Raw genomic sequence first — 26,679 nt, forward strand, 5'->3', positions numbered from 1 at the left:
GGCGTCCGCCCAGGTGCGGCTGGAGAGCACGGGGCGTGCGCGGCGGGTCACCAGCTGGCGATGGCTTCGAGGCGGCGGCGGTAGCGGGCGCCGATGGCTTCGGCGGAGAATTTTTCCTCGATGGTGGCGCGGGCGGCGGTACCGAGGCGTTCGCAGAGGGCGCGGTCGGCGTGGAGGCGGCGCATCCAGTCGGCGGCGTGGGCGATGTCGGGATCGGCCCACGTCTGGCCTTTGGAGTAGGGGCCGTGGTTGCGGTCGAGGGTGACGAGTTGAGCGCGGACGGGGCAGCCGTTGGATTCGTTGAGATACTCGGCGGTGGCGGACCAGTCGGTGGCGATCACGGGTTTGCCGAGGTACATGCACTCGGCGACGGCGAGGCCGAAGCCTTCGGCGCGGTGGAGGGAGACGAAGCAATCGCAGGCGGCTTCGAGGGCGGTGATGTCGGCGCGGGAGAAGGAGTCGGTCAGCAAGACGGTGCCGGGGAGATCGGCGACGGCGGACTGCAGGGCGAGGAGATCGGCTTCGTTGCCGGCGGTGCCGTGGACCTTGATGACGAGGGAGGCTCCTTGCGCGGCGAGGCCGGAGGCGCGGAAGGCGGCGAGGACGGCGCGGGGATTTTTGCGTTCGGAGTAGCTGTGGAGGTCGTAGAGGAAGAGGAAAAGAAACTTGTCTGCTGGGAGGCAGAGGCGGGCGCGTAGTTGAGACGTCGATTCGACGGGGCGGCGGAAGGAGATGGCGTGGGGCATCGTGACGACGGGGAGCGGGGATTTGTCGGCGATGGCGGAGCGGACGAAGTCGGAGGGGCACCAGATCTCGTGGAGGAAATCGAAGTAGGGAATCCAGGCGTCGGGGAATTCGGGGAGTTCCCAAGCCCAGTAACCGATGTTGTATTTGCCGGCGCGGAAGTTTTTTCCGTGGTGGGTGTCGATGTCGGCCGAGGCGGGGGCGTCGAGGTGGAAGACGTTAACGCCGTGGGGATTTTTTTCCTGAAGGAAGGGGGAGAAGCTGTTGTCGCCCATGCGGGCCTTGCAGGGGAGTTTGAGCGGGACGGCGGCGGCGGGGAGTTGGGCGGCGTCGGCGGCGCGGACCATGCAGCGGGCGGATTCGCCGATGCCGAGATCGGCGGAGAGGAAGCCGACGATGTTGAGGCCGAGGCGGGCGTGTTTGCGGGCGAAGGCGGGGGAGTAAGGGCTGTGGCGGTTGCCGAAGTCGTAGACGAGCTCGCCATCCGCCTCAACGCGGGAGACGCGGAGCTGGCGGTTTTTGTTTTGCAGGCGGAAGCGTTGAAGAGAGGCGGCGAGGGGCCAGCTGGAGAAAACGCGGGCGAGCCAGGCGAGGGTGTTGGTGAAGGTGACGCCGCGAAGGGCGAAACGGACGATGAAGCCCTGGGCGGCGTTTTCTGAGGGGACATCGAAGACGATTTCCCAAGGGCCGGGGCGCGGATCGGAGAGCGTGGCGACGATTTTTTCGTCGATGAAAACGGCGAGGGAGGGGAGGCCCGATTCTCGGCCGTGAGCGTCGGGATGAGCGAGAAAATCGCCGCGGAGGACGATGCGGCGGAGTTCGGGGAGAGGGGGAAAGAGGACGGCGGCGTTTTCGCGGATGTAGGCGGAGTCAGGTGCGAAGGTGTCGAAGACGAAGCCGGTCTGGCGAGTGGAGCGGCGGGAGAAGACGCCTTCGGCGGGGAGGGTTTCGGGTGAAGGCATCGCGTGTTTGGGTCCTAAGATTGTGCGCGCGCCCATCGAGGCAAGCGACGAGGTGAAGACAACCCCGGAGCTTTGATGGTTGATGAAGGAGTTGCGCTGAGGAGTTACGGGCCGGCAGGCTGGGGCTTTCCAATGAATCCTGACGAGTACGACAAGATGGCGGAGGTTGAGGACCGCATGTGGTACTACCGGGCGCTTCATGCGCGGCTGGGCGATTTTTTGCGTCGGGGATTGGCCAATACAGGCGCTGCGCGCGTGCTTGATGCTGGCTGCGGGACGGGCGGACTACTCCGGCGGCTGGAGGGCGAGGAGCCGGCGTGGACGTTAAGTGGCGTGGATCATTCGGCGCTGGCGTGCAGCTATGCGGTGCGGAGAACGGGAGCGGACATTCGCGAGGCCTCCGTGACGGCGCTGCCTTTTGGGGCGGCTTCGTTCGACGGGATTGTGTCGGCGGATGTGCTTTATCAGATCGAACGGCCGGTGGAGGCATTGAAGGAGTTTTACCGCTGCCTGCGTCCGGGCGGAGTCGTGGTGATCAATGTGCCGGCTTATCGCTGGCTGTGGTCTTATCACGACGAGATGGTGCAATCTAAACACCGCTTCGGCAGAGGAGAGATGATCGCGCTGATGAAGGAGGCGGGCTTCGCAGTCGAGAGGAGCACTTATTGGAACACGCTGCCATTTCCGCTGGTGGTTGTGCGGCGGAAGTTGATTCGCGTGAGGCCGAGCGAGGGTGATGTGAGGATGTATCCGGCGTCGGTGGAGGCGGCTTTCAACGCGGCGATGACGTTGGAACGTGCGTGGCTGAGAAACGTGGGAGGGCTGCCGTTTGGGTCGTCGGTGCTGGTGGTGGGGCGACGATCAAGGTGAGGCTGTGAATGCGTCGTCGGAGACGGCAGCTTGTTGAGGCAGTGTGAAAGGGGTGACCTGCAGTTTGTGCTTTCCCTCGGACGGATGGTCAGCACGTTACCGGACCAGCTTACTTGGTCGCTACCCTCCCATGAGTTTCTTTTTAGCAGGCTTCGGTCTGTTGCTGCATATTTTGATTTGGGGGGCGGGGTTGGCGCTGCTGTTCACGCCGCGCCCTTGGGCTCGTTTCTGGCCGTTGTTTGCAGCTCCAGCGGGACTGGCTCTGCAATCTGCGGTTGTTTGGTGGGGGGCTTTGACGCATCTGGCGGGTACTGATTCGTATGCGTGGTTGTGTGAGGTGATCCCGGTGCTGAGCTTGGTGGCGGGGCTGAGGAGTCGGGGATGGTTAACGCTGATCCAGTTGAGAGCTGATTTGGGCAGGGTGGGAGCGGTATGGCTCATGATGGTGGTGACATTGAACGCGCTGCTGATTCCGATGACGACGGCTTCGAAGGTTCTCACGACCTCCTCGCTCGGAAGCTGCGATGCGGCGGACTATGCGGCGGGAGCGCGGGTGTTCCAAGAGTTCGCCAGTAACGATCGGAGTGGGTTCATCGGGCTGACGGAGGTGGTGCGGGTGGGATCGGCGGATAATTTTTTCGATTTCTGGACGCGGCTGAATCATTTCACGCCGTCGGCGTTGGTGGCGTTTAACGATTCGATCTTCGGGCTGGCTCCGCACGAATCGATCAGCGTGATGACGGCGGTATTTGTTTCGCTGACACTGCCGATGGTTTTCTGGCTGGCGCGGGCGGGATTGCGGCTCGGGCCGGCGGCGGCGGTCGCGGTGGCTCTGGTTTATGGGGTAAGTCCCGTTTTGTGGTACGCGGTTTATCACGTGGCGATGGCCCAGTTGCTGGCGGCACTGGCGGTCGCGCTGCTGACGTGGTGCGGTCTGGCGCTCTGGAAGTCGGGTGCCGGCTGGCGGCGTGGCTGGCGGCTGGCGGGGTTGCTGGTAGTTGCTTACTGGCTGCTGCTGGGGGCGTATAATTTTATCCTCGTTGTGGCGCTGGTACCGGCGGCGGCGTACGCGGGTGGCCAAACGCTGGTGAGGCAATCGTGGGCACAATTAGGACGCTGGTGCGTCCTGATGGCTTCGCCGTTGGTGCTGGCCGGGATTATTTTTAGCGGACGGGTGAGCGGGCTCGTGGAGCGGTTTCAGCTTTTTCAGCAGTATGATTTCGGCTGGAAAATCCCGGCGATGACTCCCGAGGGTTGGCTTGGCATGGTGGCGGATGAGCGACTTCATGGGTATGCGAACTGGCTGCGATGGGTGCTGGGTGGCGCGATGGTGCTGGTGCTTGGGCTGTCGTTGATGCGGTCGATCATGAGACGGGACCGCACGGTGTTCGCGGTAGTCTGCTTCACGGTGCCGATATTGATGGGATATGGATTCTTGCAGTTGCGCGGTGCGAAACTGGGCACGAACGCGAGCTACGATGCGTACAAGCTACTGGCGGTTTTTTATCCCGGGATACTCGGCGCCATGTGTTATTGGCTGAGTCTCTGGCGGGCTAAATCGGTTGTTTTGAAAGGGACGGTAGTCGCTCTGCTGGCAACGGTACTGGCGTTTAATTTTTTTGCGGCCTGGCGTTTCAGCAAACGGATGCAGTCGCCGCCGTTGATGGTGGATCGCTGGCTGGTGCAGCTGCAGGGGGTGGAGCGGATGGAGCGATTCAGCTCGTTTAACATGCTGGCGAACGACGGGTGGTCGCGCTTGTGGGCCAATGCGTTTTTGCTGCGCAGGCACCAGTACTTTGCCGTACACACCTACGAAGGCCGGCTGAACACTGAGCTTAAGGGCGACTGGGATTTGTTGTGCGGGGTTATCTCAATCCGCCTGCCGGAGGATGGAGACGCGGTGCCCGATTACATTGATTTGTCGAGGCCTGGTCCCGGAGCCGCATCGAAGCGCAAGCCATCGCCCGGGCCGGGTCCGCAGTCGGGGCCGCTGCCTTTCAGTCTGGTGAATACGAAGAGCGATTATTTTATCCGCGCCCGGATGGATGAGGGCTGGTACGACGCGGAGCAGATCCCTCGCATGGGCACGCGCTGGCGTTGGACGCGGGGCGATGCGAAAATCCGGATCGAAAATCCACACGCGTATCCGCTCAAAGTGGCGTTTCGATTTAATGCGCGCGGCACCGTCGAGCGTGATCTGCAAATCTGGATCGGTGACCGGCGTTTGCGCACGGCCAAGATCGGCAAGGAGCTCAAGGTCGTGAGTGTGGCCAGCATTGAAATCCCGCCGGGCGAGACGCTGGTGGAGTTGCGCTCGAATCTGCCGGCGCTCTCGCCGGGTGGAGGCGATGGCCGATTGCTGGGTTTTGCGGCTTATGGGATTGAGTTGAACGTGAGACCAAACGAAGAGGTTTTGGAACCATGACTGTTATTCGTAAATCACTCGGTGGCCCTGGGCTGATCCGCAGTTTTTCCGGAAGGAAGGCGCTGGTTACGGGCGGCGTGGGGTTCATCGGATCGAATCTGGCGCGGGAACTGGTGCGGCTCGGAGCGGAGGTGACGCTGGTGGATTCGATGATCCCGGAGTATGGCGGGAATTTGCGGAATCTAGCGGGGATCGAGAAGCGGGTGCAGGTTCACTTCACGGATGTGCGCGACGGGCATTCGCTGCCGCATCTGGTGCGCGGGCAGGATTTTTTGTTCAATCTGGCGGGGCAGACGAGTCACATGGACTCGATGACGGACCCGCAGACGGATTTGGAGATCAACGCGCGGGCGCAGCTCTCGATCCTGGAGGCGTGCCGGTTGCACAATCCGGGGATACGGATCGTGTTCGCGAGTACGCGGCAAATTTATGGCAGGCCGGATTATCTGCCGGTGGATGAAAAGCATCCGCTGAGGCCGGTGGATGTGAACGGGATCAATAAACTGGCGGGCGAATCGTACCATCTGCTTTATCACCGCGTGCATGGCATCCGCAGTACGGTGTTGCGGCTGACGAACACGATCGGTCCGCGTATGCGAATCAAGGATGCGCGGCAGACGTTTGTGGGCTTGTGGATCAAGCAGGCGTTACAGGATGACGCGTTTGAAGTGTGGGGAGGCGGGCAGCTGCGGGATTTCACGTACGTCGATGACGCGGTGGAGGCGTTTTTGCTGGCGGCGGCGAAGGATGCGGCGGCGGGGGAGATTTTTAATGTGGGTGGAACGAAACCGGTGACGCTGGAAGAGCTGGCGGCGGAAGTGGCGATGGCCTGCGGCGGCGGGCAGTATGTGGTGAAGAGTTTTCCGGGGGATCGGAAACGGATCGATATTGGAGACTTTTATGCGGATGACCGGTTAATCCGCAAGAAGCTGGGCTGGCGGCCGCGGACGAAGCTGCGCGAGGCGCTTGAGAAGACGTTCGCTTACTACCGGAAGGAGATAGCGCACTATGTCTGAGCCACGGGACGGAGCGCAGGCTGCGAAGACGGGTGGTGGAGGGTCATCGATGGAGCGGTTGCTCACGGCTGATCCGAAGGCGGGGTTTCTGGTGCACGCGGAAGAAATCCGCGCGGCGATCGAGCGCGTGCTGGTGAGCGGGCACTATATCCTGGGGCCGGAGGTGGCGGCGTTTGAGTCGGAGTTTACGGCGTATCAAGGCGGCGGGCACACGGTGGGCGTGGCGAACGGGACGGAGGCGCTGGAGATCGCGTTGCGGGCGCTGGGCGTGAAGGCTGGAGATCTTGTGGCGACGGTAGCGAACACGGTCACGGCGACGGTGTCGGCGATCGAGCAGATCGGGGCGCGGCCGGTTTTCGTGGAGATCGATGCGGCGACGATGCTCATGGATGCGGGGGCGCTGGAGTCGGTGCTGGTGCGGGAGGGTGGGGCGATGAAGGCGGTGGTGCCGGTGCATTTGTACGGCCAGATGGCGGATATGGCGGCGATCTGTGCGGCGGCGAAGCGGCACGGGGCGGCGGTGGTGGAGGATTGCGCGCAGGCGCATGGCGCGAGCATCGGGGGGCGCAAGGCGGGGACTTGGGGCGAGGTGGCGGCGTTTAGTTTTTATCCGACGAAAAATCTGGGGGCGCTCGGCGATGGTGGCGGGGTATTTACGCTCGATGGGGCGCTGGCTGAGCGTGTGAAATTGATGCGGCAGTATGGGTGGCGCACGCGTTATGTGGCGGAGGCGGCGGGACGGAACAGCCGGCTGGACGAGATGCAGGCGGCGGTGTTGCGCGTGAAGCTCCAGTATCTGGATACGGAAAATGCACGCCGGCGGGAACTGGCGGCCCGGTATGTTGAGCGGCTGCGAGCTGTGGCCGAGGCAAGGGGGATTGCGCTCCCGAGTGTGAATGACGGTGGGGAAAATGTGGCGGTGTTTCATCAGTTCGCGGTGAGAGCGGAGAAGCGTGAAGCGTTGCGTGGGCATCTGGATTCGAGGGGGATCGTGTGTGGCGTGCTTTATCCCGTGCCGGTGTACCGGCAGCCTGCGTTTGCGGATGAGGTGCTGTCGTTACCAGAGACGGAGCGGGCGTGCGCGGAGGTGTTGTGCCTGCCCTGTCACCCGGGATTGACGGCGGGTGACGTTGACAGGGTATGCGACGAAATCCTTCGTTGGGGCACCCCGTCATGAGCAACACCCCTGCGCTCAGTTTTGTCATACCGCTGTATTTTAGTGCCGGTACGATCCGTCCGTTGGTGAAGGCGATTGAGGCGCTCGTCATTGAAGGCGGGCACGAGATTGTGCTCGTTAACGATGGCAGTCGGGACGAGACGGCGGCGGTGTGCCGCGAATTGGTCCACGAGGCGAAGGTGCCGTTGGTCTACATCGAGCACGCGCGGAATTTCGGCGAACACAACGCGGTGCTGACCGGTTGGCGCCATGCCTGCGGAACGCACGTGGTGAATCTCGATGATGACGGCCAGAATCTACCGGCGGAAGCGGTGCGACTTTGGGAGCAAGCGAAGGCGGAGCGGTTGGATGTCGTTTATGGTTGGTATGCCGAGAAGAAGCATTCGCCTTGGCGCAATGCGGGCAGCTGGCTCACGAATAAAATGACGGACTGGGCGCTGGATAAGCCCAAGGGATTTTATCTTTCGAGTTTCCGGTGTGTGAGTGCGTTTGCAGCGGGAGAAGTGGCGGCGAACAGCGGGCCGTTTCCCTATATTGATGGGTTGCTGCTTCAGGCGACGCAGCGGATCGGATCGCTGGAGGTGCGCCATGCGGAGCGGGTGGTGGGGAAAAGCGGATACACGCTGCGGAGGCTGGTGCGATTGTGGGCGAGTTCGTTTGTGAATTTTTCCGTGATGCCGCTGCGTATCGCGACTTTGCTGGGCGTGACCATGGGCCTGGGTGGCATGATTGCGGTGGGCGGGGTTGTTTATCTGTGGGCGACCGGGCGGGGGCCGGTTTTTGGGTGGGGTTCGCTGATGGCTGCGTTGTTGTTATTCTCGGGTGTGCAGCTGCTGTTGCTCGGTGTGATCGGCGAGTACATCGGGCGGATGTTTCTGACGATCAATCAGCGGCCGCAGGCGGTGGTGCGCGAAGTGACGCGGGGCGGGTGATCAGCCGCGGGCCGGGAGAATTTTGTCCCAGCGGGAGAATTCGTTATCGAGAGCGTCGGCCATGCGGCGGAGGGCAACGACGGGCGGTCGGGAGGTGAGGCCGGCGGCGTGGAGGCCGGCTTGAAGGACGTCGAGCGGGGAGGTGGCGACGGTGGCGGCAGTGAGTTCGCGGGCGAGATAGTCGCGGCAGACGGCGCGGTGGGAAAGGCGGGCGAATTCGGGGCGCCAGCGGGAGGCGAGGAGGTGGGAGTTTTGTTCGTCGCGGAGTTTGCGGCCGGGGGAGCTGCTGACGTGGTGGTGGATGATGCTGCGTTGAGCGACGGCGGTGGTGAGGCCGAGGCGGGCGGCGCGGAGGCAGAGGTCGACGTCTTCGCCGCCGTTGATGAAGGCGGTATCGAAGCCGCCGAGACGGAGCCAGAGTTCGCGGGCGATCAGGAGGCAGGCGCCGGTGACGGCGGGGACGGGTTTGAGCGCGGGAGCGAAGGGCGGGAGTTCGCGGTCGTGGACGGGTTTGGCCTTCGCATTGATGACGATGCCGGTGTGGTCGATTTCGCCGGTGCGGATGGAGAGCTGGACGTTGCCGACGATGCCGGCGCGCGGACCGAGGGCGGCGTGAGCGGCGAGCATGGGCTCGAGCCAGCGAGAGGTGAGGACGAGGTCGTTGTTGAGGAGGACGAGTAAGTCGCCGGTGGCGATGGAGGCGGCGCGGTTGTTGGTGGCGGCGTAGCCGAGGTTGCGGTCGTTGATGAGGACGCGAAGGTTTGGAAGCGTGGCGTCGGACGAAAGTGTGCGGAGCCAGTCGCGGGTGCCGTCGGCGCTGCCGTCGTCGATAAGGATGATCTCGTGGTCGAGGCCGACGGGGAGTGTGGCCTGGAGGGAGTCGAGCATGGCCTGCGTGAGGGGCAGGCAGTTGTAGAGCGGGATGAGGAAGGAGACGCGCACGCGAGCGGAGTTTTGGACCGCGAATGGACGCGAATCGACGCGAATATTTGGGGGAGGATCGGAGCCGCGCGCGATGACGCGTGGCGGTGTGGACCAAGGTCCGGCCTTAAAGATCAGAGTTTTTTCAGGTACTGGCCGTAGTTGGATTTGCCGAGGCGCTTGATCTGTTCGTCGAGCTGGGCGCGGTTAATCCACTTCTGTCGGTAGGCGATTTCTTCGAGGCAGGCGATTTTGAGGCCCTGGCGGTTCTCGATGACTTCGACGAACTGGCCGGCGGCGAGGAGGGAGTCGTGGGTGCCGGTGTCTAACCAGGCGGTGCCGCGGCCGAGGAGTTCGACGTGGAGCTTGCCGGCTTCGAGGTAGAGACGGTTGAGGTCGGTGATTTCGAGCTCGCCGCGCTTGGAGGGTTTAAGGGCTTTGGCGAGGGCAACGACGTCGTGGTCGTAGAAGTAGAGGCCGGGGACGGCGTAGTTGGACTTTGGTTGCGCAGGTTTCTCTTCGAGGGAAACGACGCGGCCGTCGGGGGCGAACTCGACCACGCCGTAGGCGGTGGCATCGGCGACGTGGTAACCGAAGATGGTGGCGCCGGTGGTACGTGCGGTGGCGGACGCGAGGGATTTTACGAGGTCCTGGCCGTAGAAGAGGTTGTCGCCGAGGACGAGGGCGGAGGGTGTCTTGTCGTCGAGGAAGCCGACTTGATTGGCGATGACGAAGGCTTGGGCGAGGCCGTCGGGGCTGGGTTGTTCGGCATAGGTGAGTGTGAGGCCGAATTGAGAGCCGTCGCCGAGAAGACGTTTGAAGAGGGGAAGGTCGAGCGGTGTGGAGATGATCAGGATCTCGCGGATGCCGGCGAGCATGAGGATCGACAGCGGGTAGTAGATCATCGGCTTGTCGTAGACGGGCATCAGCTGTTTGGAGACGGCGATGGTGAGGGGATAAAGCCGGGTGCCGGATCCGCCGGCGAGGACGATGCCTTTGCGATTCATGAGTGAGGGAGTGGGGACGATGAGGAGCGGGGAGGCGGGGACCGATTCGGAAAGGTTACACAGAGGGCACGAGGGGTGGCACAGAGGTCACGGAATCGGAATCTTTAACCACGGATTTCATAGATGGGAACGGATAAGAGAAGAGGGAGAACTGGAGCGCGGTGGATTGAGCTTTGTGATCTCTGTGCATACTCTCGTGGCCTCTGTGTAATTGGATCGAAAACGAGTTGGTCAGGCTTTGGTGCCGAGGCGTTCGCGGGCGTATTTTTTCGAAGTGATGTCGGCGGCCCAGGTGCGGTTTTTGAGATACCAGTCGACGGTTTTCTCGATGCCGGTGTCGAAGTTTTCCTTGGGGGACCAGCCGAGTTCTTTGCGGATTTTGGTGCTGTCGATCGCGTAGCGGCGGTCGTGACCGGGGCGGTCGGCGACGTAGGTGATCTGCGTGATGTAGGGTTTGCCGTCGGCGCGGGGCGATCGTTTGTCGAGGATCGCGCAGATGCGGTTAACGATTTCAAGATTCGGGCGTTCGTTGAGGCCGCCGACATTGTAGGTTTCGCCGACGCGGCCTTTGGTGAGGGCGAGCCAGATGGCGGTGGCATGGTCTTCGACGTAGAGCCAGTCGCGGATTTGCTGGCCGTCGCCGTAAACGGGGAGCGGTTTTCCCTCGAGGGCGTTGAGAATCATCAGCGGGATGAGTTTCTCGGGAAAGTGGAAGGGGCCGTAGTTGTTGGAGCAGTTGGTCGTAACGGTGGGGAAGCCGTAGGTGTGTTGAAAGGAGCGGACGAGGTGGTCGCTGGAGGCCTTCGAGGCGGCGTAGGGTGAGTTGGGTTCGTAAGGGCATTCCTCGTTCCAAGGAGCATCGCCGGCGGCGAGGGTGCCGTAGACTTCGTCGGTGGAGACGTGGAGGAAGCGGAACGCTTCTTTTTTCGACGTCGGGAGTTTTGCCCAGTGGAGACGGGCGGCGTTGAGGAGGCGGAGGGTGCCGACGACGTTGGTTTGGATGAAGGGCTCGGGGGAATCGATGGAGCGGTCGACGTGAGATTCGGCGGCGAAGTTAACGACGGCGTCGATGGCGTGATCGGCGAGGAGTTTTGAAACGAGGGCAGTGTCGCCGATGTCGCCATGCGCGAAAACGTAGCGTGGATCGGAAGCGAGGTCGGCGAGATTGGCGGGGTTGCCGGCGTAGGTGAGGGCGTCGAGGTTGACGAGTTTCGTGAGAGGCGAGCCGGTTTCGGTGAGGCGCTGGCGGATGAAGTTGGAGCCGATGAAGCCGCAGCCGCCGGTGACGAGGATATTCATGTAAGCGAAATTGGGTGGAATCAGTGTGGGCGGTTACGGTTCAGGCTTTTTGCCAGGCGCGGAGAGCTTGCTCAATAGAGTCGCGGACGGGTGTCATCTGGATGCCGACGCTGGCTAGTTTGGCGGAGGTCATGACGCAGTTGGAGCGGGGAGTTTTTGCAGCGAGTTTCATGAATTCGGCTTCGCTGGCGAAGAACTCATATTTTTTCGGGTGAACGCCGCTTTTCTCGATGAGGGAGACGACTTCCCGGGTGGTGACATGGCCGGGGTTGGTGACGTTGTAGGTGCCGAAGGGAACGCGGTTTTCCCAGCAGGCGAAAGTGGCGGCAACGAACTCGTGGAGTTGCGAGATGGAGTTCTCTGCTTCGAGGAGTTTTGCGTAGCGCATCAGCTTGGTGAGGTAGTTGCGGGGGCTGTCGACATGGTCGAAGGGGATGCGGAGGCGCCAGATGTAGACGTTGGGTTTGTCCGCAAGGATTTCTTCGCCGAGGGCTTTGGTGCCGCTATAGAAGGAGCAGTTGTTGGTGCGGAAGCTGAAGTTGGGAGTGTCAGTTTCAGTGAACCCGGTGCCGTCGGGGCGGGATCCGGTGTAGATGCATCCGGAGGAGACGTGGCCCCAAGGGACGCCGGCGGCGGTGCACGCCTGGGCGATGAGGCCGGGGAGGACGGCGTTGCCGAAGAGGCACTCGGTTTTGTGGAGTTCGCAGGCGTCGACGTTGGGTTTGCCGGTGTAGCCGGCGGCGTTGATGAGGAAGGCGGGCTTGTCGGCCTTCAGCGCGGCGGCGAGAATGGCGGGATTGGTGTAGTCCAGTTCCGCGCGGCGGAGGTTGCGGAATGGGATGTTTTTGCGGAGGAGGAGGGCTTGATAGGCCTGACCAACGTAACCGGAGCCGCCGAGGAGATAGATCATGCTGAGTGGTAGGAAAGGCGGGGGAGTGGGGGCGAACAAGTGTTTTTGCCTGCGTTCAGGGTTAACTTGAGAGGCGTTTCAGCGTGGGCATATGGGGACAAGAAAACCGCCGTCTCCTTGGCGGGGGCGGCGGTTTCATTTCCGGGCGGGTGGCCCGGTTTTGACGGTCGCGGGTTTCGCGATCTGTGCTCGTCTGGGAGCGATGGTAAGATGCGGTGTGAGATATCTGGCGTCAAATGGGTGGAGAGGTTGTGCGGTGAGTATTAGCGGAGCTGGCTGGGACGTTATGGTGCTGTGGGCAGCATGGGGAAGAGTGGGGTCGTTGAGATGCTTAGCTGGCTGAAGCGAATGGCGAGGGGGCGGGTGTCGGCTTTGCCTTCGGTTTGGAGCGGGCTGGCGGCACCGGCGGGGTTTTCGATTTCGAGGGGTTGTGGAGATGGGCTTCCATGTATGGCGATGGAGAACGCGAGCGGAGTGGCGGTGATGTTCGCAGGGATTTCGAGCACACGATCTTGCTGCCGGAGAAGGATGGGACCGCGGGCGACGGGGTTGTAGCGCTTGTCGATGCGGACGTTCAGGAAGATGGGGTCTTTGGAGTCTATTTCTAGTTTGAGGTGGGCATCGCTCCAGCCGAAGAGGGCGGGGCGTTCCCATCCGTGAAAGCCCGATGCGATCCGCCAGCGATAAAGGGGAACCCAAGTCAGAGCGGGAGGGGCGGATGAGGTCGTTATCCATTCGACGCCGGCGGGTTGGCGTGTGATCCAGGCGTCGGTCAGCCGGAATGAAATGAAGCGGTTATCGGCGGGAGGGCTGGCGGGAGCGCTGCCGTGGGTGCTGCGAAGTGCGAGCCATTGTTCGCCCCTGGAGATCGGCAGCGAGATGATGTCGCGAAGAAAGCCGGTGTGTTCCCGGGCGGTGATGTTTCGATGACTAATCTCGATTTGCGAATCGGAGGGCAGGTGGGGAGAGGATTGGACCACCTGAAAGTTAATGAAACCGTCGTGTTCGGACTGTATCCAGAGAGTGGAGTTATCGGCCATCCAGCGTTCATGGCCTTCGGATTCGTGGGTTAGCAGCCAGGCGGTGCGATTTTCAGGCCACCAGGGTTGCCAAGAATCGGGGCGAGTGGAGATTGCGAAGAAGGAGAGGTTGCGGGTTTTGAGCCAGGCTAGCTTGTGGCCGAGGGCGATGCTTTCGCCGTCGGGGTGGATGAGGCGGCCGACGCTGGAATCGGTTTGTTGGAAATCGCCGGTGCGCAGGAAGGCGGACACCCAGGCGATTTTTTCATCGGTACTAGCGGTGAGTGCAGCGAGGGAGGAGTGCGTGAGTCCAGCGGTTCCAGGCCAGGTGGCTACGGGCCGTTGCAGCATGTGAGTGAAAGGTAGAATTGCGACCAAGCCGACCAGCAGCACTGTCGCGTATTTGAGGGCTGGCCTGGTTTGTGAGGCACCCCAGAAATACAAGCCAAGCCAGAGTGGGATGAGGAGTGTTACATAGCGCGAAGCCATGCCGGCGGTTATTCCCAAGTGGATGCGGCCAACTGCGGTGAACGCTGCGAACGCCAGTCCCGAGCCGAGGAGAAGGACGATGGCTTCATTGCGGCGGGATTGGGTGTCATTGCGAAAACCACGGGTTGCAGCGACAAAGAAGACGACAGCACATGCAGCCAGCAGCACTCCGCCTGCTAGTTGCTCGAAGATGGTGGCGGTGTGATCGCCGCCAGCGGGATGCACCAGCATGAGCGCGAGAAAGCGGGTGTAGTCGAAAAGCGGCGTGTGCGGGAAATGATAACCGTCGCTCGCGGGGTTAAACCGGTAACCGCGCAGAAATAAAGTCCACCCGATCACCGTGATCGCCAAACCCAGGAAAGCCCAGCTGAGCTCAATTTTTTGCCTGCGCAGGGCTGCGTGGAGTAGAGTACCCGAGAGAAGCGCGGTTAAAACGACTCCGTTGAATATACCAAAGCCGGTGAAAATCGAGAAGGTGGCGAGCGCGCCAGAGGCAGGCAGGCGTATGGCCGATTTAGTACTGATCCAGATGTGAGCCGATAGCACTATCAGCAAAAGGGGAAATACGCTGTGAGAGGCGTTTGGCACTGAGATCACGGAACCCCATTGGGCCAGCGTCAGAATCAATAGCGGTATGAGCGTATCAGCTAACTCCAGACGTCCCGAGAGTTTCCTTTTCAGTCCGAGCGCGAAGACGGCGGTCGCCGCAAGGATGGCGATCATCCAGAGACTTTCGATGCGTGAGTCCCAGTGACTAGCGTTCATGATCCACGAGCTGAAAATGAACGCGAGGCCCTGCCGGTGGGGGCCGTGTTGGTAGTTAAAGAGCGCGAGCGAGCCTTCGCCGTTGAAGAGTGGATTAAAAAAATCCCACTGATCCCAGATGGGGACGTTTACTTGGAAGCGGGCGACGGAGGCCACCCAGTTGAGGATCTGGAGTGCGGTTACTGAAGCCAGTATCCAAAATACCGGTTGCTTCAAGAGTGAGCGGGCTGGTGTTGGAGGGCTGTTGGCGGGCATCGCTGCCGGTCTCGCTTAGCGGGGGGGAAAGGCGAGCGAAAAGCCACCGCCGTAGAGGGCGAGATTCCGGTTGTAGGCGGGATCATGGAGATGGGTTGAGCTCCAGCGTTGAAAAAGCGCGATGCGATCGGTGTGGGGGATTTCGAATCGGGTGTTGGTGGCGCGCATGAGTTGCGCGTGTGGTGTGTTGATTACGCGAAGTCCGGACTGGCGTATGCGGAGGCACAGATCGATGGCGGCGCTTTGGTGGCTGGCAAAGGACTCGTCGAAGCCGCCGAGGCGGAGGAAGAGATCGCGTTTGATGGCGAGACCGTCGGCGCTGAGGGCGGTGTAGTCCTGAACCAGGCGCAGGCGGTTGTTGTAGCCATCGCTGTTTGGATCAGACCAGGCGAATGCGGAGAGAGCGGTAAAGCGGTCACCGGCGACCGAGGGCTCGATGATGATGCCGGTTTGAAGGATTTTTTTGTCTGGGCCGATGATGTGGCCGCCGACTGCTCCGATCTCTTTTCGGGAGAGCTGTGAGACGAGTTCGTCTAGCCAGCCGGGATTCGTGGGAAAGAGATCAGGATCGAGGAAGGTGAGGATTTTTGCGTTTGAGGCGCGAGCGAGCTGATTGGCGTAACTGGCGTAACCGGGTGAGCCGTTGCAGATGAGGGAGCTGATCCGTGCGACGGTGCGAGAGCAGCTTACTTTGGTAGGGGCCGGGTTTGAGGCGGCGTGATCAGCATGCATTCCGACAAGAAGGCGGCTGCTGTCATAGGAAGTCGCCGTGTGAATTTTTTCAGCGGACGCGAGGGCGTCGATTATCCGATCGATAAGGGGCAAAGCTATGCAGACGGTCGGCGCAGGAGACGGCAGGGTGTATTTGATACGCCAATGCTGACCGGGAGTAGGGAGTAGTTCGGCGCTTGTGGCGGTGCGGGTGAGATGGTCGGTGAGGGCTTTGCGGGCGGCGCGTTGCGGGTAGCTGTTTTTCTCGTTCAGGTGCAGGGCGGTGGAGCCTGGCGCAGCACGCCAGTGGTATAGGACTTTGGGAATGTGGTGAATTTTATCGGGGCCGAGGCCTTCGGTGTATCGCAGTGCGAGATCCCAATCCTGGCTGCCTTCGTAGCCTTTTCGGAAACCACCGATCTGCCGCAGGCGTTCGGTGCGGAAGATGATGAGATGGCAGAGGTAGTTTTGCGCGAGGAGAAGATCGGGATTCCAATCGGGCTTGAAATAAGGAGCGAAGCGTTTGCCGTAGTCGTCTATCTTATCACGATCGGAGTAGAGGAGATCGAGGCCCGGGTTTTTAGATAGGGCGAGGGCGGCTTCTGCGAGCGCGTGGGGATGGAGTTCATCGTCGTGGTCGAGCAGGACGACGAAGGCGCCGGTCGCGAGGGTGAGTGCGGAGTTGGATGCCTCGGAGATGTGGCCGTTACGTTCGCGGTAGATGATTTTGATGCGAGGATCGGACGCGGATTCTTTCGCTAGCAGGCGGCGGATGGGTGGCTCGGTGGATGCGTCGTCGGCAATGCAGAGTTCCCAGTTTGGATAGAGCTGGTTGCGAACTGAATCTATGGCGCGGGTGAGCCAGCGTGGGTCGGTGTTGTAGACCGGCATCAAAATGGACAGCCGGTGCTGAGCGGGGATGGGAAGCGAGTTGAGGGTGTTACGAACGGAGGCAGTCTGTGCGGAGCTGCTGCGGTCGTGTTGTTTGAGCCAGCGCGTGTACTCAGACTCGATGAAAGGGCCGGGTGATTCCGGCTGATGTTCTGTGTGATCCGGCCAGAGAAAATTCCTGGCGTCGTTTATCCAGTTTGAAACAAGAGGTGGGATGATTTTCCTGGCGAGCGGACGAGGGCGTGAGTTTGCCAAGACTTCTTCATAAAACTTCAAAAGGTCCTGAGTGTTTTTTTGAAGATCGAAATGTTGGCGGGCAAATTCACGCCCGCCTGCGGATAGCCGAGCTGCGAGCGCGGGATCGCTGAAAACGCGAAGGCACTGGTCGGCGATCTCTTGAGCAGAACCTGTTTTGAGCAAAAGAGCGTGCTCACCTTCGATGATGTGGTGACCGATATTTGCGCGAGGGATAATTGTGGCGCGTCCGCTGGCCAAGAACTCGGGTATTTTAGAGGGGAGGCGGTAGTCGTTGAAGTTGTCGGGTGCGCCGGGCTGCACGAGTGCATCAGCTAAAGATAACAGCGAAGGGATTTCTGTTTTATCGACGAAACCCAGATCGATGATGTACTCGCGAGCGAGGGTGTCCAACTGGGCTGCGAGCGCAGCTGGATTGATCCCGGTGCGTATGAGCTTACAGGGCGTGCCCTGTTCGTTCAGCATATGCACGGCGATCAGGAGTGTGCGGATGTCCGCCAGATTGGCGAAGGTGGTGCTTCCGGTGTAAACGATCCATTTCTCGCCTGAAAGCCGGCTGTCTGGAAGTGCCAGACGACTTTGTGCCGCGGCTTCACGTGTTGTGAACGAGGGCAGTTCAATTCCTGGATACAGGAGACGTGAGTGGATTGCGGGGGGGCAAAATCTTTTGAGGCGTTCTGTTATGCACGTGATCCCGTCGCTTTCCTTTAAGAATTCGCGATATCGGAAGGGATGTGCGAGCTGGGGTGGAATGACGCTACGCAGCGCTTTTGAGGGAAGGGACTGCAGCTCGGCGATGGATTTGCCTGAATAGGTTTCGAGGAGGATTTCTTCGTTGTCCTCCAAGTGTATGATCAAGCGCGCCAGGGGAGCTTGCTGGCGACATGCGGTGACGAATGTCCGGACGCATTCGCGCGGAGTCCATGCGTGAACGATGTCGGGTGGTTTGTGATTGGGGAATGGCGATGAGCGTATGCACTCGTCATAAGAAACTATCGGAGGAGAGTTCCTTTTTATTATTGAGCGCAACCTGCCCAATTGAGGGAGGGTTATAGCACTTGAATGCCCAGCCTGCCGGGCCGCAGATGCGAATCCGTAGATGTGATTGAGACTGTTACTGGTCTCGTTCCCGTAATTTACGAAAAGTATGTTCACGGGCTTTCCATAAAAAGCAGACGACCTCATTTTTGAGAAGTCTGCATTATGGCGCAGGGCGAATAAATCAGACCTTTAAGTGCGGCAATTTCACAAAGCTATCAAATCGAGAATCAGAGCCTTTGACGGCTCCAAGCGTAGTTGCCCTTTCGATGCAAAACGAACGAAAATAATTTAGGCGGCGCTAAATTTTTGGACAGCATTGATTACCCGGGATTGGTCATCTTGAGTCAGGGTATTGTAGAAGGATAATCGTAGCAGGCGATCACTCACGTCTTCAGTAACCGGGCACTGCCCTTTTTTGCCACCCCAGCGGCTGGCATATTGGGACAGGTGCAGGGGAAGGTAGTGAAAAACAGCGAGTACGCCATGGGCCTTAAGATGTGCGATCAGTGCCTGCCGGGATTGGAGTGAAGGGAGAAGCAAGTAGTACATATGCCAGGCCTGTTCGCAGTAGGAGGGAACCGTGGGTTGGGTGACTCCGTTCCGGGCAGCCCAACCCGAGAGTTCGGAGTGGTATCGATTCCAGAGTAAGCGACGTTTTCCTTGAATGTCCTCCCAACGCTCAAGCTGGGCATAGAGGAATGCCGCCAGCACGTCGCTCATAACATAGCTGCTGCCAACATCGACCCACGAATATTTGTCGACCTGCCCGCGGAAGAAGTTCGCCCGGTTGGTGCCTTTTTCGCGGATGATCTCCGCGCGCTCGGCATAGCGATGATCATTGATCAACAAGGCACCACCCTCCCCACAGGTGATGTTCTTGGTCTCGTGAAAACTCTGAGTGGCGAGCGCGCCGATAGTGCCCAGCCAGCGCCCTTTGTATTTACCGAAAAGGCCGTGGGCATTGTCTTCCACTACTGGTATTCCATGCCGTGCCGCGATGGCGTTTATCTCATCCATGGCGCAGCTTACGCCGGCGTAATGCACCACGACAATCGCCTTGGTCCTAGGGGAGATCAACTCTTCGAGTTTGGCCTCATCTAGGTTAAGCGTATCGTGGCGAACATCGCAAAAAACCGGCCGGGCGCCGCGTAAGACGAAGGCGTTGGCTGTAGAGACAAAGGTGAATGATGGAACGATCACCTCATCCCCTGTCTGGATATCGAGCAGAATTGCCGTCATTTCTAAGGCGTGGGTGCAAGATGTCGTGACGAGCGCCCGCTTGGTGCCGAGGACATCCTCCAGAAGCTTGTGGCATTTTTTAGAAAAAAGCTGGTCACCGGCAATCTGGCCAGCCTCCAAGGTTAGGTTAATGTATTCCAATTCGCGTCCCGCCAGGGACGAACGATTGAAAGGAAGATTAGGGGTGGTCATTGTAATTCGTGCGTCGAGGGAAACCAGTGATGGAACCATACTGAGGACTCAATGTGGCGGAAGCCGACAGCTTGGTAGAGTCGGAGTGCGGGCAGATTCGATGCTTGGGTCGCTACATTTACGATGCTGCAATGCGAAGCTCGAAACCAATTCAAGCCTGCATGAACAAGTGCTCGACCGATGCCTTTCCCTTGGGATTGCGTGTCGACAGCGATTAATCCGATGCGCCCTTGCCGGATCTCGGGATCAATTTGGCAGGTGATGTAGCCTGCCGGCCGATCACGTTCTCCCGGACAAGTTGCCATTATCACGTGATGTATCTTCAGGTCGCGTTGAATCCACTCTCCATAAAGATCCTGCGCTCTATGACGGGGAAAACCTAGGTCCTTGAAAAAGCGGGTGTCGTAATGTGATTTTCTCGCGAGGGCTTGTAAATTGCCCAAGTCCGTTGGACTAGCAGATCGGATTACATCCTCAGGTTCAGAATAAGCAGATGTCGATTCAAGTGAAAGCGCCAGCTCGACACGGACATCAATAAATTGAAAGCCGGCCCTGAATGCGAGTTGGAGTGTTTCGGCGTGCGTCCCGTCACCTGAGAAATACAAACACCGAATATTCTGTTTCTCGCTCCACTCAAGAATCGCGGCAGTGGAAATCTCGGTTAATTGCGAATCCTTAACTCGACCGATGCGAAACCCAAAGAAATTAGTGTCCCAAGGCAAAAGAACACAGGGTTGGGGATCTTGTGCAGTAGAGTTGATCATTTGTTCGGTGTCGACGGTGGCTCAATGAGGGCATGTCCAATGGATCTCAATGACCGGAGGGGAGTATTTCACTGACGATGAAGGACGGGCGACGCTTCACTCCCTCGAAGATCTTGCCAACGTAAAGGCCTACGATTCCGTTGATCAAGATGATGAGACCAGCCAAAACCCATACTGAGACAATCAAGCTGGAATAACCTAGTACGGTGATTTTTTCCCTCAGGGCTTGCACGATTGTGTAACCGGCAAACACGAACCCCGTTGCTGAGATTATCACGCCAGTCTTGACGGCAAGCTTGAGGGGCTTGTCCGAGTAGGCCAATGCGATATCGCAAGCGAGGTTGAACAACTTGGACCAGTTGTAGCTGGATGGGCCTTCAGGGCGTGCGGCGTGGACCACATCGATGGAGGTGGACCGGAATCCAACCCATCGCACCATCGTAGGGAAGTAGCGGATACTCTCTGGCATTGCGTTGATCGCCGCGACGACCTTGCGATGATAGATACCAAAATTTGCCACAGCAGGGTCCAGTTTGCTGCCCGTGAGATAACTTAGGCCTCTATAAAAAAGGCGGGAAGTGGCTCTTTTAAGGAGGTTGTCCTGGCGGACTGAACGGCGGGCGAGGACAATGTCATGCCCCTCCAGGGCTTTGTTTAGCAAATTCGGTATTTCTTCCGGCTGATCTTGTAGATCGCAATCCATGACGATAACCCACTCGCCGCGGGAAATATTTAGTCCTGCCGAGATAGCATAGTGCTGGCCGAAATTTCGGCTTAGCCGCAGGCCAACAACATGGGAATTTTGGGCACACAGACGTGCGACAGCATTCCAACTGGCATCCGGGCTACAGTCTTCAACCAGAATGATTTCGTATGTAATGCCGATTTCCCCAAGCACTTTTGTTAGTCGACTGATCAAAAGATCGAGCAATTTTTCTGCTCGATAAACCGGACTAACAATAGAAATTTTGATCGCTGGATTCGAAGACATGGGCAAGGAAGTAGGTGGGCTTACAAGCCATAGGCTGCCGCTAGAGGCGCCTTTGGGGTGTGCCTAAGGATGTCGGGATCAGATGATGATTTTAGCTGGAGTGTACCTTGGTCCACAGTGGCATTACCTTCAATACGACTCCATCGACCTTGCCCTTCATGGGTCATCACAATGACATTTTTGTCAGCTGGCTGTTGTGTGGAATCCTTAGGAAGCATGAAATAATAAGTCGGTTTCCATGCATACCCTGATTCTTTTTGTTGGATGGCTGTGGTCAGCTCGGGAGCAGTTAAAATAACTGTTGGGGGACGCGTTATTGGCTGGTTGAGAGTGGCGGCTTCCGCGATGCTTACGGCTCCGTATCTATAAAGTGCACCGGGTAAAATCTCCGCACCCCAACTGAATAAATCGATGTATCGTACGGGCGGCAGGTTTTTATCGAGTACAACTACAAAGGTGCTTTCGCCTGCGTCTGCACATTGGCGACCATAGGCTTGCCAAAAACTTCTTTGAAAGAACCAGCTGTTCGCGTAATCGCGTTGTACTAAAGTACCGAATCCGGCGAATGCCGTGAACACAAAGACAGGCAGTGCAAAAGTGAGTGGCCGGAGGCGATACGACAATAACTTCGTAAGGAGCAGCACACAGCTGGCAAATATGAGGCAGCTGCCTAGCTCGGCAATTACATGTACGCCCGACATAAATCCAGTCCGCCAGTTTGCTGGAGCCCATGGAGCCCGGAAATAAGCGAAATAGACTGCCAGCATGATTACGCTTCCTCCTGCCGCCAAGGCGACGATCCCGGTCCATTTTGAGGAAGATTCCGGTGTTGCTATAGAGGCTGAATTGCCTCCGGAGGACCGGAGTGAATCTGCCGAGTTAAGCCACCAGAGTATGAATGCCGAGATTGCACCGACCGCGAGCATAGTCGTGAAGACTTCTCCGTCAGCTTCTCTAAATGGCTGTATCAAGCGCTCTGCAATTAAGTCAAAATGGGTATGGAACCCCGTTGTAGACGTTGTTAACCCGCTCTTCAAAGTAAGGAGGGGATTGGCCGTCATTTCTGAAACTCTTTCGCTGCCCCATGGATCGCCGATGATCTGCCGGCAGATCAAGACAGCCAAGACTGTTCCTGTCCATCGCAGTACATGACGGAAACTCCACCACAGCCAATCTCGATCCAATCGAACTCCCAGGCAAAGTGGGGCGAAAAGGGCGAACATCGCTACGGGTTCGACCATGAGAAGCCCCATCGCGAGAAAGAGTATAAATAGAATACTTCGTCCGCGTAACGCCGCCAAGGCTGCAAGCAGGCAGGTTGTTACAGCGAGTTCGAAGTTATAAGCGTAAACCAGCGAGTTTTGAACGGTATCAACTGGGGCAAGAAGATAAAATCCTGCTGAGCTCCAGGCAATCAATGGCGGGTGATACGCTTTGAGTAACCGGTAGATCAATACCCCGTTGGTTGAAGCAATTAGGAATCCCGCAAAATGGAGGCCGACCACGCCGCCCAAGCTGTAAACGATGTAGGGAAGCAGGGAAAGATTCACTCCCATGCCCAAGGGGCGACCTTGTGGCCACTTGGTGAGGCACCATTTGAAATGGTCGATTGCTTCGTTCCAGCTACGATTGATCACTCCACCGAAAAAAGCATGGTCATCGCCATAGAAACCGAATTCAGCGAAACGACGAAAGTAAGCGAGGAATACCATGACCACCATGCCGGCCACCGGCCAAAATGTACTGCGACGGCAAAAGATTCCAGAAAGACTGAATGAAGGCATGTGAGCTGGGTAAAACGGCAGTCGCTTTGGGCAATCGCGGGTTTGGGAATTAGTTAAGGCTTCGAGCTAGCGGAATGCCGTGAGTGCGGTCTTTGCCGGATTTTGGAGGTCTTTTCGGATAAGAAAGGCCGCATCAGGCAGCATGCGAACCAGCCGGTAGGGTCTATCTGAAGTTTTCTCAGCATCCAATTCAACGGCTTTAGCGAAAGCATCTCTAGCCTTTAGGAATCCTTCATAGTTAGCCGAAGTAGCACTCGGCAGCGGAATTTTGCCGGAAATGTATCCGAATTGCCACTTCTCGCTTAGTATTATAGCATGAAACTGCCGATCCCATGCTGCGAATGGTTCCCATACGGGCTCAATAACGAGTCCTGGTTGTGAGTCGGGCAGGAAAAGAAAGGGATCGTAGGCTATTCGTAAAGTCTCTGACGGGTGATCGCGTCGATGGGTATCCGCAATCGCCTCAATGATGAAGAGTGCTTCCCTATAAGTAGCCAAACCGCTTTGAAAGACTGGATCATCTGTGCGCTTGGCCAGAAGGTCGAATTGCTTGAGCGCTGCCCGATTGCTCATTATCAAGGCAGGCAAGGCCGCCGAGCAAGCGATGATGATGACGGTGAGATTCAATGCTTTGTATCTTCGCTCGGTTGAGCTGGCACGTATCAAGTATTCTCCAGCAAGAACAACTCCGAGAACCGCCAGCATTTCTGCGGGATGCAGATAGAATCCCCACAGCCGTTTGACTAACATGATAATCGGTACTCCTAGCGCCGTCGCCATGAAGAGCAGCACCAGAGGGCTTTCTGCGGCTACCAGATCTTTCCAACTTTTCCATTTGCGAGCCATGGCGATGATGGCGGCTAGGAGTAGCCCGATTACCACCAAAACCATTAATCCGATTGCAAAAGCTGACGCGTAACTTCTCACCGCATCGCCGCCAAAAATGGAGCGAAGCCAAGTCAAGGGTGTCACTTGAGCATCGTCACTCCCATGCCCTGTAGCTTGAAAAGTCCACTGTAGATAAGATTGGAGCCGGCTCGGTGTTGGCCAGAAAAGCATGGGAACGGCGAGACACCATCCAAAGACAAAGGCGAAAGCTGCCTGCACTCCTGCACGAATATGTTTAAGCGGAGATTCACGAGTTTGCAGGACTGCAAGAAGTCCGGCAGCTGCGCATAGTGGTAACGCAGAAATCTTGGTGCCAAATGTCAGGCCGAGAAAAAGCCAGTGCCAGCCGAACCCGTATTGTCGGCGAACCGCCAATGCCAGGAAAACGGCGAGAAACAGCATCTGCAGCGGTTCAGGCTTGGGCTGAGTAAGATAGTAATCGGTGAAGGGGAGACTGGTGAGTACAACCAGAGCGACAAACCTGCCTTGCCAACTGCGCAGCAATGTCAGGCACAGGAGGACGTAGCTTCCGAGCAAGAAGACGACCTGGGCACTACGCATGGCGACGATCAGTCCCGCATCGCCCCAAATACGATAGGGTATCGAGGAAATCAGGGCCGTGGCGTTGTAGAATATGCGACCATAACGATGATCCCCTCCGTCGGACACTGCCCACCAGAACTGCTCAGAATCAGGAGCGGTCAGGATGCGCTTAACCCCATCGAATGGGATCATCTCGTCCATGAAAAGGAATGGGCGTCCGACGATGAGGTCGGAGTTCGCGTAGGTGGCGATTCCAGCCACGTAAACCAACCAAAGCCAAAAGCTGATCTGAGTCAGACGTGAAGTCCAAGTCAGGTTTTGGCACAGTGGCAGTGAATGGCCCTGACTTGTTTCAGTAGCCGCTCCAATGGGCCGATTCATGTGGCGATTGATTCAGTCGTTACAGGTGCTGCAAGTGCATTCATCCATGTCGTAGCATGCGAAAGTGCGGTCATTACTGCGGATGGTTGAAAACTCAGTTTTCGCATTTGTGCGGCATATGCAGGAATGTCTGCTGGCCGGCCCCAACGTTCCGGGCAAACGAGACATGTGGAAAAGCCTTGAAGGGCGGCGACAGTTTTGTGGTCAAGCGGCAGTCGTGTATTTGAGTCTATCCAGACCCAGTCGATCTTCGTGTGATAATTAAGCACAGTTTCTATCGCTTCATCTTCTGAGTAACGCATGGCGATGCGCCGTTCTCCTGCGCGACTTGCCCGGTAAATGTAGGGGAACTCTACATCGAGTAGAAAGAACCGTTTGATCCCTCGCGCTTCTACGAGCCGGATGACTTCGGCCTCAATGCCTGCCTCTTTAATATTTAGTACGAGCAGACCGTGTTGATAGCCATCTAACCAATCCGTGAAGTATTCGCCGCCTTTGAATGGGTCGTGGTTTAGCACGAGCTTACTCCCTTCGGCTCGAAGATCGATCTCGGCTCCGAAGTGACGGGGAATGTCCGCAAGTCGCGCGCGTTCGTTGACGCGATGGATGACAAGTTCTGGGCGGGGTATGTTCATAGCTTGCCAGTCCGGATATCGCGGCGCAGTTGACCGATAAAGGCCCACGTGCGTTTGATGAGTTTCCATTTCAAGCGGAGCGAGCCAGCGCCTCCCTTGGCCTCGCCAAATGTGCGGCGTGCGAAGACCACCGGCATGCGCTCTATCGAATAGCCGAGACGACGGCCTAGGAAGAGCATGTAGAGATCGAGCGAGAAATCATGAGGAGGATTTTTCACTTCATCGAAAAGAGCCCGAGGGAAAAGCTTGGGCTGTGCGTTTACGTCACTTACTCGGATGCCAAGTGCGAGGCAGGAAAGCAGGGTCATTCCTGCGGTGAAAAAGGCATCGAACGCATTACGTCCTACACGTCTTCCTTGCAGAATTGTCCGGTCAGGCCGGGGACTTGCGATCAGGCGTTTGAAGCCTTCGACCACATAGTGCGGGTCATATTGTGAGTCGGCATGGGTCCAGCCAATGAATTTTCCCTGCGTGGCACGCAGACCCGCGAGGATTCCGAAACCGTAGCCTTGATTGACCGTCACATCGACCAATCGCGCCCACTGACGCCCAGGCTGTGCGAGCTGAATTGCGAAGATGTCACTGGAGTTATCCTTGGATCCGTTATTAACGAATACGACTTCAAGATCATTACGTCCCTCCAGGACTTCATCGAAACGAGAAAATAGCTGAGGCAGGGTTTCGCTTTCGTTGTAGCAAGGAAGAACGACTGAAAAGACGGGAGTCATCGACATGGCGGCGCTCGATTCGATCAACGTTTTTCAAGTACGATCTGACGCTGAAGTGCGAAGTGCTGCGGGGCGATTGCGCAGAGCAGTCCATCCAAGGCGTTAACCAACCCCAAAAATACTTTTGGGAGATTGATGGTTTTGGTCTTTGCGATTACTCCACCTGACAATGGAAACAGCATGAACTCGGTGAATTTTTTGTGCGTTATCTTGAAGGCGGTTTGCTCTCGTTCAAACCGCGCTTGATCGTCGAATAGGATGCGCGGTATGGCGCAGTTGGCCGACCAAAGATCACGGGGGTCGTTGCAGATCACATCGAAGGAGAACACATCAGGTTCGAAACTATAGCCCTCGTGGCGCATAGCCCGTAAAATAGCTCTCATGGCAAGCGAGGTGTTGATCTCTTGAATAATTATCCGGCCGCCTGGTTTGAGCACTCGCTGGCATTCCTTAAAAAATTGAGCCGGTGTCGCGAGATGATGAATCATGTTACTGGAGACGATGTAGTCGAGAGAGGCGTCAGCGTAAGGCATGTTGAGCGCATCGACTTTGACCTCCACCCACGGGTGATCTGCGTAGTCTGTCAGAATGAAATCAGGCGCGACTATAAAGAGTTTGGAGAGTCCCGTTCCGCAGCCTACTTCGATGCCTGATTCGCCGGGGCGAATGAAATCATTCATCCATTCGAATCGTTTGCGTAAGAGGTAGGTTAGATTGGAGGGCCGGTATTTGAGGTAGTTTTCTCTGGCTCTGACGACGTCACCGACGTGGTTCATTCGGTTGGCGTTGGGATCGGGAAAATACGGCTTACGGAGTAATAATTTATCTATCATGAACGTCGGTGT

General features: G+C 58.0%; 20 protein-coding genes. 5 read left to right on the forward strand and 15 right to left on the reverse strand.

All coding sequences use genetic code 11. The features are described from left to right. Positions 1–47 precede the first annotated feature (47 nt). On the reverse strand, positions 48–1,706 hold the full coding sequence (locus CMV30_RS12510) for a glycosyltransferase family 4 protein (protein WP_138223281.1): 1,659 nt from the start codon (positions 1,704–1,706) through the stop codon (positions 48–50). 132 nt (positions 1,707–1,838) lie between these two features. On the opposite strand from CMV30_RS12510, the gene CMV30_RS12515 reads away from it, so the two are divergent. Genes CMV30_RS12515 through CMV30_RS12535 form a run of 5 tightly spaced genes read left to right on the forward strand, consistent with a single transcriptional unit; the run spans position 1,839 to position 8,126 of the window. After that, positions 1,839–2,576 (forward strand): class I SAM-dependent methyltransferase, encoded by a 738-nt coding sequence (locus CMV30_RS12515; RefSeq protein ID WP_175414860.1) that lies wholly within the window; start codon positions 1,839–1,841, stop codon positions 2,574–2,576. A 43-nt stretch (positions 2,577–2,619) separates the two neighbouring features. Continuing rightward, positions 2,620–5,001 (forward strand): hypothetical protein, encoded by a 2,382-nt coding sequence (locus tag CMV30_RS12520; RefSeq protein WP_138223282.1) that lies wholly within the window; start codon positions 2,620–2,622, stop codon positions 4,999–5,001. After that, positions 4,998–6,017 (forward strand): NAD-dependent epimerase/dehydratase family protein, encoded by a 1,020-nt coding sequence (locus CMV30_RS12525; RefSeq protein WP_096056348.1) that lies wholly within the window; start codon positions 4,998–5,000, stop codon positions 6,015–6,017. The genes CMV30_RS12520 and CMV30_RS12525 overlap by 4 nt, the downstream gene beginning before the upstream one ends. Then, entirely contained in the window at positions 6,010–7,194 is a 1,185-nt protein-coding gene (locus CMV30_RS12530) for a DegT/DnrJ/EryC1/StrS family aminotransferase (protein WP_217494387.1), read from the forward strand. Before CMV30_RS12525 ends, CMV30_RS12530 begins: the two co-directional genes overlap by 8 nt. Continuing rightward, on the forward strand, positions 7,191–8,126 hold the full coding sequence (locus tag CMV30_RS12535; RefSeq protein WP_096056350.1) for a glycosyltransferase: 936 nt from the start codon (positions 7,191–7,193) through the stop codon (positions 8,124–8,126). The genes CMV30_RS12530 and CMV30_RS12535 overlap by 4 nt, the downstream gene beginning before the upstream one ends. Here the strand turns inward: CMV30_RS12535 and CMV30_RS12540 are convergent, their stop codons facing one another. The 14 genes from CMV30_RS12540 to CMV30_RS12605 all read right to left on the reverse strand — a co-directional run bounded on the left by CMV30_RS12540 (position 8,127) and on the right by CMV30_RS12605 (position 26,667). Then, on the reverse strand, positions 8,127–9,068 hold the full coding sequence (locus CMV30_RS12540) for a glycosyltransferase family 2 protein (RefSeq protein ID WP_175414861.1): 942 nt from the start codon (positions 9,066–9,068) through the stop codon (positions 8,127–8,129). 113 nt (positions 9,069–9,181) lie between these two features. After that, positions 9,182–10,054, reverse strand: a complete 873-nt coding sequence (gene rfbA / locus CMV30_RS12545) for a glucose-1-phosphate thymidylyltransferase RfbA (protein WP_096056352.1) — start codon at positions 10,052–10,054, stop codon at positions 9,182–9,184. A gap of 231 nt (positions 10,055–10,285) precedes the next feature. Further along, the gene (rfbB, locus tag CMV30_RS12550) at positions 10,286–11,353 is read right to left on the reverse strand and encodes a dTDP-glucose 4,6-dehydratase (RefSeq protein ID WP_096056353.1); all 1,068 of its coding nucleotides are present in this window, start codon (positions 11,351–11,353) and stop codon (positions 10,286–10,288) included. A gap of 40 nt (positions 11,354–11,393) precedes the next feature. Next, entirely contained in the window at positions 11,394–12,263 is an 870-nt protein-coding gene (locus CMV30_RS12555; RefSeq protein WP_096056354.1) for a sugar nucleotide-binding protein, read from the reverse strand. 284 nt (positions 12,264–12,547) lie between these two features. Then, positions 12,548–14,752, reverse strand: a complete 2,205-nt coding sequence (locus CMV30_RS12560; protein WP_138223283.1) for a DMT family transporter — start codon at positions 14,750–14,752, stop codon at positions 12,548–12,550. Between the two features lie 54 nt (positions 14,753–14,806). Continuing rightward, positions 14,807–17,803: a glycosyltransferase gene (locus tag CMV30_RS12565; RefSeq protein ID WP_175414862.1), complete on the reverse strand. Its 2,997-nt coding sequence runs from the start codon at positions 17,801–17,803 to the stop codon at positions 14,807–14,809. A 174-nt stretch (positions 17,804–17,977) separates the two neighbouring features. After that, positions 17,978–19,159, reverse strand: coding sequence for a dTDP-4-amino-4,6-dideoxygalactose transaminase (gene rffA / locus CMV30_RS12570; protein WP_245844173.1), 1,182 nt, complete (start codon positions 19,157–19,159; stop codon positions 17,978–17,980). Then, positions 19,117–19,884: a GNAT family N-acetyltransferase gene (locus CMV30_RS12575; protein ID WP_096056358.1), complete on the reverse strand. Its 768-nt coding sequence runs from the start codon at positions 19,882–19,884 to the stop codon at positions 19,117–19,119. The genes rffA and CMV30_RS12575 overlap by 43 nt, the downstream gene beginning before the upstream one ends. 46 nt (positions 19,885–19,930) lie before the next feature. Further along, positions 19,931–20,875 (reverse strand): glycosyltransferase family 2 protein, encoded by a 945-nt coding sequence (locus CMV30_RS12580; RefSeq protein WP_096056359.1) that lies wholly within the window; start codon positions 20,873–20,875, stop codon positions 19,931–19,933. Between the two features lie 20 nt (positions 20,876–20,895). After that, positions 20,896–22,659: a hypothetical protein gene (locus CMV30_RS19510; RefSeq protein ID WP_138223284.1), complete on the reverse strand. Its 1,764-nt coding sequence runs from the start codon at positions 22,657–22,659 to the stop codon at positions 20,896–20,898. Between the two features lie 66 nt (positions 22,660–22,725). Next, a complete protein-coding gene (locus tag CMV30_RS12590) occupies positions 22,726–24,471 on the reverse strand; it encodes a hypothetical protein (RefSeq protein WP_096056361.1) in 1,746 nt (581 codons plus the stop codon). Continuing rightward, entirely contained in the window at positions 24,468–25,106 is a 639-nt protein-coding gene (locus CMV30_RS12595) for a PI-PLC domain-containing protein (RefSeq protein ID WP_096056362.1), read from the reverse strand. The genes CMV30_RS12590 and CMV30_RS12595 overlap by 4 nt, the downstream gene beginning before the upstream one ends. After that, positions 25,103–25,861, reverse strand: coding sequence for a glycosyltransferase family 2 protein (locus tag CMV30_RS12600; protein ID WP_096056363.1), 759 nt, complete (start codon positions 25,859–25,861; stop codon positions 25,103–25,105). Before CMV30_RS12600 ends, CMV30_RS12595 begins: the two co-directional genes overlap by 4 nt. Further along, on the reverse strand, positions 25,858–26,667 hold the full coding sequence (locus CMV30_RS12605; RefSeq protein ID WP_096056364.1) for a class I SAM-dependent methyltransferase: 810 nt from the start codon (positions 26,665–26,667) through the stop codon (positions 25,858–25,860). Before CMV30_RS12605 ends, CMV30_RS12600 begins: the two co-directional genes overlap by 4 nt. Positions 26,668–26,679 lie beyond the last annotated feature (12 nt).

This window comes from Nibricoccus aquaticus (assembly GCF_002310495.1).
In the GTDB taxonomy this organism is placed as follows: Bacteria; Verrucomicrobiota; Verrucomicrobiia; order Opitutales; family Opitutaceae; genus Nibricoccus; species Nibricoccus aquaticus.

Coding starts and splice junctions, on each gene's coding strand:
- CMV30_RS12510 (WP_138223281.1), bottom strand. CDS start 1,706: ATGCCTTCACCCGAAACCCTCCCCGCCGAAGGCGTCTTCTCCCGCCGC.
- CMV30_RS12515 (WP_175414860.1), top strand. CDS start 1,839: ATGAATCCTGACGAGTACGACAAGATGGCGGAGGTTGAGGACCGCATG.
- CMV30_RS12525 (WP_096056348.1), top strand. CDS start 4,998: ATGACTGTTATTCGTAAATCACTCGGTGGCCCTGGGCTGATCCGCAGT.
- CMV30_RS12530 (WP_217494387.1), top strand. CDS start 6,010: ATGTCTGAGCCACGGGACGGAGCGCAGGCTGCGAAGACGGGTGGTGGA.
- CMV30_RS12535 (WP_096056350.1), top strand. CDS start 7,191: ATGAGCAACACCCCTGCGCTCAGTTTTGTCATACCGCTGTATTTTAGT.
- rfbA (WP_096056352.1), bottom strand. CDS start 10,054: ATGAATCGCAAAGGCATCGTCCTCGCCGGCGGATCCGGCACCCGGCTT.
- rfbB (WP_096056353.1), bottom strand. CDS start 11,353: ATGAATATCCTCGTCACCGGCGGCTGCGGCTTCATCGGCTCCAACTTC.
- CMV30_RS12555 (WP_096056354.1), bottom strand. CDS start 12,263: ATGATCTATCTCCTCGGCGGCTCCGGTTACGTTGGTCAGGCCTATCAA.
- rffA (WP_245844173.1), bottom strand. CDS start 19,159: ATGGTTCCATCACTGGTTTCCCTCGACGCACGAATTACAATGACCACC.
- CMV30_RS12575 (WP_096056358.1), bottom strand. CDS start 19,884: ATGATCAACTCTACTGCACAAGATCCCCAACCCTGTGTTCTTTTGCCT.
- CMV30_RS12580 (WP_096056359.1), bottom strand. CDS start 20,875: ATGTCTTCGAATCCAGCGATCAAAATTTCTATTGTTAGTCCGGTTTAT.
- CMV30_RS19510 (WP_138223284.1), bottom strand. CDS start 22,659: ATGCCTTCATTCAGTCTTTCTGGAATCTTTTGCCGTCGCAGTACATTT.
- CMV30_RS12590 (WP_096056361.1), bottom strand. CDS start 24,471: ATGAATCGGCCCATTGGAGCGGCTACTGAAACAAGTCAGGGCCATTCA.
- CMV30_RS12595 (WP_096056362.1), bottom strand. CDS start 25,106: ATGAACATACCCCGCCCAGAACTTGTCATCCATCGCGTCAACGAACGC.
- CMV30_RS12605 (WP_096056364.1), bottom strand. CDS start 26,667: ATGATAGATAAATTATTACTCCGTAAGCCGTATTTTCCCGATCCCAAC.